A 10,835-nucleotide genomic window follows, 5' to 3' on the forward strand; every position below is an offset into this window, starting at 1 on the left:
TATAGCTTTCAAAAAAGCATTTGAGTGTTATTAGGAATCTATATATTGTAGTATGTCCTAGTTATACAGAAGGTTTCAGCACACGTGTCGCTGAAGCTATGGCCTTAAAGTAGAATTAACAATAGATTCCATAGTCAAGCCACGGTACGACAAAGTAATTTATGCTATAATAACTCCTAACAAATAAATATATAGCTTATATTATTAATTTATGAATAAGAGTAAAAACGCGAATATATATATATATAACCATTGTCCTTATTGTATCAAAGTTAGGCTAGTTGCTGACCTAAGTGGGCTAGACTATCAGTTAGAGTTTTTAGCAAATGATGATGAGAAAGCTCATATAGATAGAATTGGCTTTAAACAAGTACCTTTTTTAGAAAAAAATGATGGTACGTTTTTAAAAGAAAGTGATGAGATATGCAAATACATCGCAGAAATTCAATCTTTTGAAATAGCCAACTCAAGTATAAGTCCTATTGTAAAAGGTTTAATAGCAGAGTTAGCACCGCATTATCGTAGAGTTGTTTACCCTAGGATACCGTATCACCCTAAAAATGAGTGTGATTTTCCCACTCAAAGCGCAAAAGAGTATTTTATAAATAAAAAATCACAGTATATTGATGGTATGGATGTTTTCCTAAGAAATCCACCTAAAGATTCTATCAATGAAATAAATAGGATTCTTTTAGAAATAGACTCATACATAAATACCCCGTTTATAAATGGTGATAAGTTTTCATGGGATGATATAAATATTTTTCCAATATTTTATATTTTAACTATGGCAAAAGATTTGCTAGAAATCCCTAATAGTATCAAAAAATATATCCAGTCTATTGAAAATAAAACAAATATAGAGTTGTACTAAATATGATAGTATCGATTGAAAGTATAGATAAAATTTTACCTCAAACTCAATGTCAGAAATGTACTTACCAAGATTGTTATAGTTATGCTAAGGCCATTACAAATGGCGAAAAATATAATAAATGTATAACAGGTGGGGAAAAAACTCTAAAAGAACTATCAAAACTCTTGGGTAAACCACAAATTCCTTTAGATGAAAGCTTAGAAATAGTAAAGCCTCGTGCTATAGCAAAGATAGATGAAAGTATGTGCATTGGTTGTACAAAATGTATATTGGCATGTCCTGTAGATGCTATAGTTGGTGCCAAAAAGCTTATGCATACAATTGTTGAGTCAGAATGTACAGGTTGTGAGCTTTGTATCGAACCTTGTCCTATGGATTGTATTTCTTTGGTTGACCTTATAGAGAGTAAACAACCTCAAAATCTACCTGAAGAAGAATATATACAACAAAAAAATCATTATCGTGAAAGGTATGAATTTCACAAGCAACGAGTTAAGCAAACAAAAGCTAAACAACGAGAAATTTATAAAAATATAGCTACAGCACAAGAAATAGATAAAAAAGCATATATAGCAGCTTCTTTGGCGAAATTTAGAAATAAGAAAAAAGTCTCTACTTCTGATGAATAAAGAAAAGCGCATAAATATTTTTGAAACTTGGAAACAGAATGACCCAACTCCAACTACAGAGCTAGAATATACTTCTAATTTTGAGTTGCTAATAGCTGTGATACTCTCAGCACAAGCAACTGACGTAAGTGTAAATAAAGCTACAGCTGTTTTATACAAAGTTGCTAATACTCCAAAGCAAATATATGCTTTAGGTGAACAAAAACTAGCTGAGTATATAAAATCAATTGGGCTATATAAAACAAAAGCAAAAAATGTTATAGCAACATGTAAAGATTTAATAGAAAAGTTTAATAGCGAAGTACCTGATAACTTTGAAGATTTAATTTCCTTAGCAGGAGTTGGTAGAAAAACTGCTAATGTGGTACTTAATACAGCTTTTGGTAAGCCAACCATGGCTGTGGATACCCACATATTTAGACTTGCTAATCGTATTCCTTTGGCGAAGGGAAAAAATGTTAATGAGGTTGAAAAAAAGCTTTTAAGAGTAATTCCAAAAGAGTATTTAAAAGATGCTCACCACTGGATAATTTTGCATGGTAGATACATTTGTACAGCTCAAAAACCCAAATGTAGAAATTGTATAATTTATCAATATTGTGAGTTTAAAGATAAGGAAAAATTTGTATGATTTTTTCCCAAGATAGAGATCAATTGCGTAAACTTTTTATAGATAGTTGGCAAAAGTTTCAAGATAGACAGCCTTTAACTGCTATAGAAGAGCAAATATCTAGGATCATAGAGCTACACCCAGAATATCATAACCAAATAAATATAAACAATATTGATAAAGATTATTCTCCTGAAATGGGGCAAATAAATCCTTTCTTACATATTAGCTTACATCTTGCTGTTATTGAGCAAATTCAAACTAATCGTCCAGCAGGTATAGCAAGTATATATACAAAGTTACTAGCTAAATATAATTTCGATGAGCATAAAGTCCAGCATATTATGATAGACTATCTAGCTGAAGAGATGTGGAAATCACAAAAATACAATGCTCTTCCAGAGGACAAGGTTTATCTAGATAAATTAAATCAGTTATTACTAAAAAAATGAAGCTTGAGTAGAAAATAAAGAGTAAGTAATGAAAAAAATTATAGGTAGAAGCGTTCCAAAAACTAACGTTGATTTTAAGCAACCAGTGGGTTTACATATCATTGCAATAATGATTTTTTGTCTATGCTTGTGTATAGCTCCTTTTGTAACACTTTTAACTCATTATGGCGATATCAACTTCTTTTATAACCGAAATGACCATATTTTTGTAATGTTTTTTGCTGGTGTTTTTGGGTGTATAAGTAACTATTTTTTTGGTTCAACGAAATCGATAATTCATGGCTTACAATTTGTAATCATTGCTATTATTTTGTCTTTTATAAAAAATACCTATCTTTTTAGCTTAGCAGCTTTATGGACAGGAGTTTCTGTCGTTATAGTTAATTTACTTTTTAATTTAAGCTCTTTTTACCTAAAGACCGATTCCCGTCGCTTATATGGCTTTATTGGAGTATACTCGAGTGCTTTGTTGGGAATAGCTATAGGTGTTTTTATTTGCTTTATTGTTCTTAAAGATGCGTATTCATTTAAATTGTTTTACCTTTTTACTATTATATTCTTGCTAATTTTTTTCTTAAAAAATAGCTATAAGCTTAACACGTCTTTAACTAGTCAAACAGAAAGAGTCGATATAAGTTTTTATGGTGTTTTTATTATATTTTTTGTTTTTTCAGTAATATTGTTTTACTTACTTCTTAATCTAAAAATCTTTAGCAGCCTTAATCTTATCGTGTTACCCGTTTCTTTAGTCTATTTACATGTATTGACTGTGACTAATAATAAAGAAACTGGCTTAGAGCTTCTTAAATATGTGTATTTTAGTTTAGTACTTATAGTTTTAAATAAAATGATTTATCTTACTTTTCTTAAGTATGACCATAATAGTATAGATCCAAAATATATTAATTCAGTAATTAGTACATTTATATTCCTTATGTTTAATTATGGTCTTTGTATAGCTGTTTATATCGCTTGGCAATTTAAGATTATAAGCTTAAAAATAGAGTCAATAATAAACTCTAAATTGATAAAAGTGATGCTTTACTTAGAAGTAACAAAAGTTTTTATATTAGCAATAGCAGTATTTATTGATAATAATCTAGTGAGCAATATGATGTTTATCATATCTATAACATTGTCTATTATTCTTAATATATTTATAGTTCCTATTTATTTTTCTTTAGGAAAAATATTAGCAGGTGGTAAAAATGAAACTATAACGACAACTTTATTATACTTAATATATTCATCATTGGTGTTTGTATCTTTTTTGTATGATATTTCTATTAATATCTAGAAAATACTTGAAAAATAGCTATGAATTCACATTTTAGAACAAAGTATATAACACCTATGTTATAATAAATGATGTATAATTTCAGAAAACTTCTAAGGAGAAGAAATGAACGATTTTAATAATACTAGAGTTATTGACTCATTAACACAAGAGTCAGCTTTAAGAGCAAATAAAGTACTGAGAAATACTTATTTACTACTATCTATGACTTTATTATTTAGTGCTTTGACTGCATTTATTGCTATGCAAACTAATGCTGGTTTTATGAACCCTATAATTATGATAGTGGTATACATAGGATTATTATTTGGTATAAATGCTACTAAAAATTCACCTATGGGAATAGTGTTAACTTTTGCTCTAACGGGATTATTAGGGTACTCATTAGGTCCTATATTAAACGCGTATATCACTATGTTTAAAAATGGTGCTGAATTAATAATGATGGCATTTGGTACTACTGGCCTAATATTTTTAGGTCTATCTGCTTTAGCGATGAACCCTTCTAGAAATTATAATAGGGTAGGTTCATTCTGTGCTGTTGGTGCTATAGTTGCTTTGGTTGCTTTAGTTATTAATATTTTCTTACAGTTACCTGCCTTAGCGTTTGTGATTTCGCTAGTTTTTGCATTTATCTCAGGTGGTTTTATCTTATGGCAAACTAACTCTATAGTTAGAGGTGAAGAGAATAATTATGTTTTAGCAACTGTTAATATATATGTTTCTTTATTCAATATTTTCGTTACTCTATTACAAATTTTCGGGATTGCAGCTGGCGATAAAGAATAATTTATATTATCATCTGCTATAACTTTTGATTTCCTAAATTTTTATAAATGCTTTTAAATCATGTAACTCCAAAAGATAATGTAATTTCCAATGTTTATGGTGCATCGTTTAGTATTTTACTCAAAGAATATATTAAAAGAAATGATGATTTTAACCTTATAATTACAGAAGAACCACAACAAGCATATAGGTTTTATAAAGAGTTAAAATACTTATCTAAAACTTCTAATATAGAAGTTTTGTTTTTCCCAAGCTTAGAGATTTTAGCTTATGATAGATTTTCTGCTTCGGTTGATATCATATCACAACGTCAAAAAATCCTTTATAAGCTAGCGAATGAGAGCTCAAAAAATATAGTTTTAGTCACAAGCATTGAGAATGCCCTTAGAAAGCTGGCTCCAGTAGATTTTATACAAGAGCATAGTTTTATTTTAAAAGCAGGAGACATTTTTGATACTACAAAACGTAAATCTCAATTTATTGAGGCTGGATATACACTAGTTAATAATGTTTTTGCTAAAGGCGAATTTAGTATCCGTGGTAGTATCATTGATATTTATCCAATAGGTTCAAAAGTAGCTTATAGAATAGATTTATTTGACAATGAAGTCGATAGTATTAAAGAGTTAGATATTGACTCACAACGCTCAAAAAAAGATGTGAACCACATTGATATAATGCCATCACATGAGTTTGTTTATACTGATAATACAACAAATCTAGCCTTTGATAAATTAGAACATCTTTGTTCAAGAACTGCACTTAATTCAGATATAGCAGGTTTTATACAAAATCAAGAATACTTTAGCGGGGTAGAGTTTTATTTACCATTATTTTATAAAAAGTTATTCAGTTTATTTGATTATTTACCAAAGACTACAAATATACATTTATATGGAAACGTTCCTAATAGTATAGAAGCTTTTTTTAGTGATGTTAAACTTAGGTATAGTGAGCTAAAATTTGATGTAAGCCGTCCTGTATTACATTACGAAGAGCTTTTTTATTCACAAAATGAATTTATTAATTTCATAGAAAAATACAAAACTATAAAGTGGTTATCAGAATCGATATCAAAATCAAAGAAAATAAATTTAAAAACACTAGCTGGAATTTCAGCAAACTATAAGCTTTCTAATCCTTTTAAGCATTTATTAGATCTACTTTCAAAAAATAATTTTGAGAAAGTGATTTTTTCAACAGATTCAAATGGTCGTGCAGAGATACTTTTAGAGCATCTAACTAAAATAGATTTAAATATACAAGTTTGTGATAGTTTTGAGCAAGCTTTAGCATCTCAAGCTCAATATTTTCTTATAGTTTCACCTTTTGAAGAAGGCATAATATTAGATGATCAGCTAGTATTAATTACAGAGGCAGATTTATTTCCTGAACATACAAAAACTGTATCAAAAAACTTCCAACAAAACGAGTATGACACGACAGATCTTAAAGACCTTACGGACCTAAAACCTGGGATGCATGTGGTACATATAGACCATGGAATTGGTAGATATGAGGGGTTGGAAATCGTTGAGTTAAATGGCAAAAAAGATGAGTTTATTTTATTAAGATATGCCGCTGATGCCAAAATTTATGTCCCTATTACATCACTAAACTTAATAAGTATTTATAATTCTTCTGTGACTGAAAGTATAGCTCTTAGTAGGCTTGGATCGGATAAATGGAAAAAGCAGAAAGAAAAAACTATTAGAAAAATTATCGATGTAGCAGCGGACTTGCTAGAGATTTATGCAAAGAGAGAAATGCGACAGGGTTTTAGTAATTCGTTAGATGAAAAAGAGTACTTAAAATTTTGTGCAGATTTTCCTTTTGAAGAAACCCCTGATCAGCTAAGAGCTATTAGTGATGTTTTTAAAGATATGATTTCTAGTAAACCCATGGATAGATTAATTTGTGGTGATGTAGGTTTTGGTAAAACAGAAATTGCTATGCGAGCAGCATTTTTAGCGGTACAAAATCAAAAGCAAGTAGCTATCTTAGTTCCTACAACTATATTAGCTCAACAGCACTATAATAGTTTTAAAGATAGATTTGCCAGAACAGCTGTAAATATAGAAGTGATTACTCGATCTAAAACTTCAAAAGCACAAGAAAAGCTTTTTGAAGATCTTAAAAGTGGTAGAGTTGATATTGTCATAGGGACGCATAAGCTAATTTCTGCAAAAATCGATTTTAATAATTTAGGTTTATTAATAATTGATGAGGAACACCGTTTTGGTGTAGCTCAAAAAGAAAAACTTAAATCATTAAAGGCAGAGATAGATATTTTAACAATGTCTGCTACTCCTATTCCACGTAGTTTGAGTATGGCGTTTTCAGCTTTGCGTGATTTATCTATCATTGCCTCACCCCCAGCTAAGCGTTTGTCAGTAAAAACATTTGTTAAAGAATATGATAACAGTATAATTCGTGAGGCTGTAACTCGTGAGACTATTCGGGGCGGTCAAGTATTTTATTTATATAATAAAGTAGAAACTATTCAAAAGAAAAAGGAGTTTTTACAAGAGACCTTTCCACGCTTGAAAATAGCTATTGCACACGGTCAAATGAGCGAAAAAGAAATTCAAAAAGTTATGTTTGACTTTAAGCATAATAGATACCATATTTTACTATGCACAACTATTATTGAAACAGGGATTGATATCCCAAACGCAAATACTCTTATTATCGAAAATGCAAATAACTTAGGTCTTGCTCAACTTCATCAACTACGTGGAAGAGTAGGGCGTTCTCATCATCAAGCATATGCTTATTTACTTATTCCAAATGAGCTAGCTATTACAAAAGATGCTACTAAAAGATTAGAGGCTATTAGTAGCACAGAATCATTAGGCGGAGGTTTCACACTTGCAAATCATGATTTAGAAATTCGTGGAGCCGGTGAAATTCTTGGGAAAGAGCAAAGTGGTAATATTGACGGTATAGGTCTAAATCTGTATATGGAGTTACTTGATAAAACTATAAATAATTTAAAAGCTGGTAAAAAACTTGATATACAGGAGATAGTAAATTCAACCACTTGTGATATTGAGTTAAATATCCCACTTTTGATACCTGATTATTATGTAAATGATGTTAACACCCGTTTAAATATATACAAACGTATATCTAAAGCTGATCATAAGCAGCTGATAAATATAAAAATAGAGTTGATAGACCGTTTTGGTAAGTTACCGTTAGAGGTTTTATATTTACTTAAAGTTGCACATTTAAAATTAGACGCTATTGATTTAGGTATTGCTCAAATCAAAATGTTTGCTAGTTCTGGTAAAATAGTATTTTCTGACTCTACTAAGTTTGAGCTACAGAAGTTAATAAAAATTATTCAGTCTAGTCCCATGGATTTTCGATTAAGTAAAGATCAAGATCTATTGATAACAAAAACAACTAAAACAGCTGAACAACGTATAGAGTTTATAGAAAAATTTTTAAAAATATTGGGTTTGTAAAAGCTTAAATTTAATCTGATAATAAAGACTTGTCTAAAACAGGTAACTGTCATATCTGATCTAGACTTTTACATATAAATTTAACAATTTGTGACAGAATCCATAATTCTCTGTTCATCGGCTTCCTATGGCCCAAGGTAGATTTTTTTATTTTTGAGGAATTCTCAGTAATTCCATTGTGTTACATTGAAACCGTTGGGTAAGTAAGTTTAATAATTTAAATGATTTATCTATATGCCTACGCTGAATGGATATACTTTGTAAATCATTAAAGTTGTTCAATAAATTTTTTAATGAATTGAAGTACTCACCAACTTTTTGATTTTTTATTTTATATGTAAAATTGTTAAAACAAATGTTAATTTCTTCCTGAAAATGACGATTTAAAGAAATAGCTTCTTCAAATGCTTGTTGGATATCGTTTGTAGTAGCTGTTACTTTAGCATTTGAGTTATAGAGTTGACGGATACTATGTCCAAAAACTAGTTTTAAGTCTGCTTTTCCTGGGGTAAACCGCATACTTGATATAAGCTCTTTAAACAAAGAGATTCTCTGGTTTATATCAGTAAAGCAATATATTCTTGGGTCCAAGGGTTTCTTAATGAATTCTGTCAGTTTATTAAGATGACTTATAATATAATCGTGATCAATCTTACAATAAACAGGGATGTTCTTACCTTGATTAGTTGAATACTGTTCAGATACACCATAATTATATATGTGGAGATCTTCTTCACATAATATATGTGAATAAAATAAAATAGTTGCTAAACCAGGGTATTTAAATCTATCATTTAAATCAATTTCGCCAAATTCTTTGAATTTATTCAACCCTTCCGATGCAATTCCCTCTATACGGTTGTTATTTATAACCAACACTGACTTACTAGCACGGTTGCCAATAAAGTATCTCCAAATTTTACAATATATAATCTCTGCTATAGCATCTGCTATAGCTTCGTCATATTTAGGTGAGTCGTGAATGTTAAATCGTTTAACAAAATATAATTTATCATTTTCAGCAGGGTTTTTATACATCCCAACAGCATGTGCAGAGACTCCTAAATCCTTTATGTGTTTAAGATCCTTAAATTCTATAGTATGATCTTGTAACAAATCTACAAATTGAGAGACCGCTTCATCGCTTTTTCCAAATAAAGAAGTATTCATTATATAATTTTTAATTAATTTTTCTCTATATATATTGTTATCTGTGATTAAATCTGTATTAACCATAGTTGTATTGTTATAATTGTTATGTCCTTGTTTGACGTAAGTATGATCTGTAGTCTTATTATTAAAACAAAACAATAAGTGCCATGAATATACATTGAACTCATGTTCTTTTAATAAAACGTCCATAGCTCCACTTAATGATCCATTTCCCATACTACGATTTCTGACTATCATAACTCCTTGATGTGAACTACCTTTACCCAACTCTAAGATAAGTTCCTGAAAATATTCATGAGTATATTCATATTTTTTTAAAGTATAATCTGAAACTCCTGCTAAAGGAGAGTTTAAAGGAAATTTGCCTGATGTTATAGCAAACGGTTTGTATTCTCCATTTAAATATCCAGCTATCGATTCGCCTGATAATGAAGTTTTATGTCGAGTATAGCTGTATATAGTTTGACAACTTAGATTTATAGTTATAGTTTTTCCATTAGGCTGTCCATAAGCGCTTAGAAAAACTTCAAATCTATGTTCAGGATTTTTTAAAAATTCATTTAACCAATTTCTGTGTACAAAAAGATAATAGTAATCAAATTCTATGGCCAATACATTTGCATTCTGCTTACAAAAGTATAGAGATTTTTTACCTCTTATTGTTGCTATAAAACCAGCTTTTTCTAAATTTGCTTGTTTTTCAATACTCATAAATCATCCTTTTTACTAAAACTTTATACGGGTATTTTATTAGTATTTTTTCATAAAATCTGTATCAATAAAAAACTGCTACTATTAAAAATAATCTAGGTTCGATAATAAAAGCTATATAAGATAAGGTTTTCAAAGAGCTTTTAACGGAGTTATGGATTTTTAAATTTAAGCTACTTCATTTGATCTGATAGTAAGTACTTGTCTAAAGCATTCTAAAGGTTTAAAACAACTATTTTAAAGTAAAATCTGACTAGATGTATTTATAAAATTTAGGTTATTCCTTATAATAGTGGCTAGCTTATTAAGTTTACATCTAAGTGTTATATATTTATGCGAGAAATTTCTAATTTAAAAGTAAGAGTTGAAAGTGGTGGTAAATATACTACAGAGCAAGGTTTTCATGCAGTTAAAGATGGTATTACGAACAAAAAAGAAAATTCTGTACATATTCGCAAACCTGAATGGTTGAAGGTTAAAAAGCAAGATTCAACTGAGTATCTTAAAGTTAAATCAATAACAAAAAAGTATAAGCTTTCCACAGTTTGTGAAGAAGCGAAATGTCCGAATATTAATGAGTGTTGGTCTCACGGTACAGCAACAATTATGCTAATGGGGAGTGTTTGTACTAGAGCATGTAAGTTTTGTTCGGTTGATACGGGAAATCCAAAAGGCTGGCTGGATAAAGATGAACCTAAAAATGCAGCTGAAAGTGTAAGGCTTATGAATCTAGAATATGTGGTTTTGACCTCAGTAGATCGTGATGATTTAGAAGATGGTGGAGCTGCACAGTTAAGTGGAAAGGCTCTTTCATTAACAAAAAA

At 29.8% G+C, this 10,835-nt stretch carries 8 protein-coding genes and 1 pseudogene; 8 read left to right on the forward strand and 1 reads right to left on the reverse strand.

Features of this window, described 5'->3' with window-relative positions; all coding sequences use genetic code 11:
* Positions 1-211: 211 nt before the first annotated feature.
* The 7 genes from grxB to mfd all read left to right on the forward strand — a co-directional run bounded on the left by grxB (position 212) and on the right by mfd (position 8,127).
* Positions 212-874: a glutaredoxin 2 gene (grxB, locus tag E3E15_RS03540; protein ID WP_172106605.1), complete on the forward strand. Its 663-nt coding sequence runs from the start codon at positions 212-214 to the stop codon at positions 872-874.
* Positions 875-876: 2 nt separating this feature from the next.
* Positions 877-1,506, forward strand: a complete 630-nt coding sequence (locus E3E15_RS03545) for an RnfABCDGE type electron transport complex subunit B (RefSeq protein ID WP_172106606.1) — start codon at positions 877-879, stop codon at positions 1,504-1,506.
* Entirely contained in the window at positions 1,499-2,137 is a 639-nt protein-coding gene (gene nth / locus E3E15_RS03550) for an endonuclease III (protein ID WP_172106607.1), read from the forward strand. The genes E3E15_RS03545 and nth overlap by 8 nt, the downstream gene beginning before the upstream one ends.
* A complete protein-coding gene (locus E3E15_RS03555; RefSeq protein WP_172106608.1) occupies positions 2,134-2,568 on the forward strand; it encodes a DUF1841 family protein in 435 nt (144 codons plus the stop codon). Before nth ends, E3E15_RS03555 begins: the two co-directional genes overlap by 4 nt.
* Before the next feature lie 28 nt (positions 2,569-2,596).
* Positions 2,597-3,865 carry a hypothetical protein gene (locus E3E15_RS03560; protein ID WP_035718978.1) on the forward strand — a complete coding sequence of 423 codons (1,269 nt, stop codon included), beginning with the start codon at positions 2,597-2,599 and terminating at the stop codon, positions 3,863-3,865.
* Positions 3,866-3,970: 105 nt separating this feature from the next.
* Positions 3,971-4,654: a Bax inhibitor-1/YccA family protein gene (locus E3E15_RS03565; protein ID WP_035718980.1), complete on the forward strand. Its 684-nt coding sequence runs from the start codon at positions 3,971-3,973 to the stop codon at positions 4,652-4,654.
* A 47-nt stretch (positions 4,655-4,701) separates the two neighbouring features.
* A complete protein-coding gene (mfd, locus tag E3E15_RS03570; protein ID WP_172106609.1) occupies positions 4,702-8,127 on the forward strand; it encodes a transcription-repair coupling factor in 3,426 nt (1,141 codons plus the stop codon).
* Between the two features lie 147 nt (positions 8,128-8,274).
* Here the strand turns inward: mfd and E3E15_RS03575 are convergent, their stop codons facing one another.
* A complete protein-coding gene (locus E3E15_RS03575; RefSeq protein WP_172106610.1) occupies positions 8,275-10,011 on the reverse strand; it encodes a hypothetical protein in 1,737 nt (578 codons plus the stop codon).
* A gap of 333 nt (positions 10,012-10,344) precedes the next feature.
* Here E3E15_RS03575 and E3E15_RS03580 point away from each other — a divergent pair.
* A pseudogene (locus tag E3E15_RS03580) lies at positions 10,345-10,797 on the forward strand (lipoyl synthase); the annotation flags it as partial.
* Between the last annotated feature and the right edge of the window lie 38 nt (positions 10,798-10,835).

It is taken from the genome of Allofrancisella frigidaquae (assembly GCF_012222825.1).
GTDB lineage: Bacteria > Pseudomonadota > Gammaproteobacteria > Francisellales > Francisellaceae > Francisella > Francisella frigidaquae.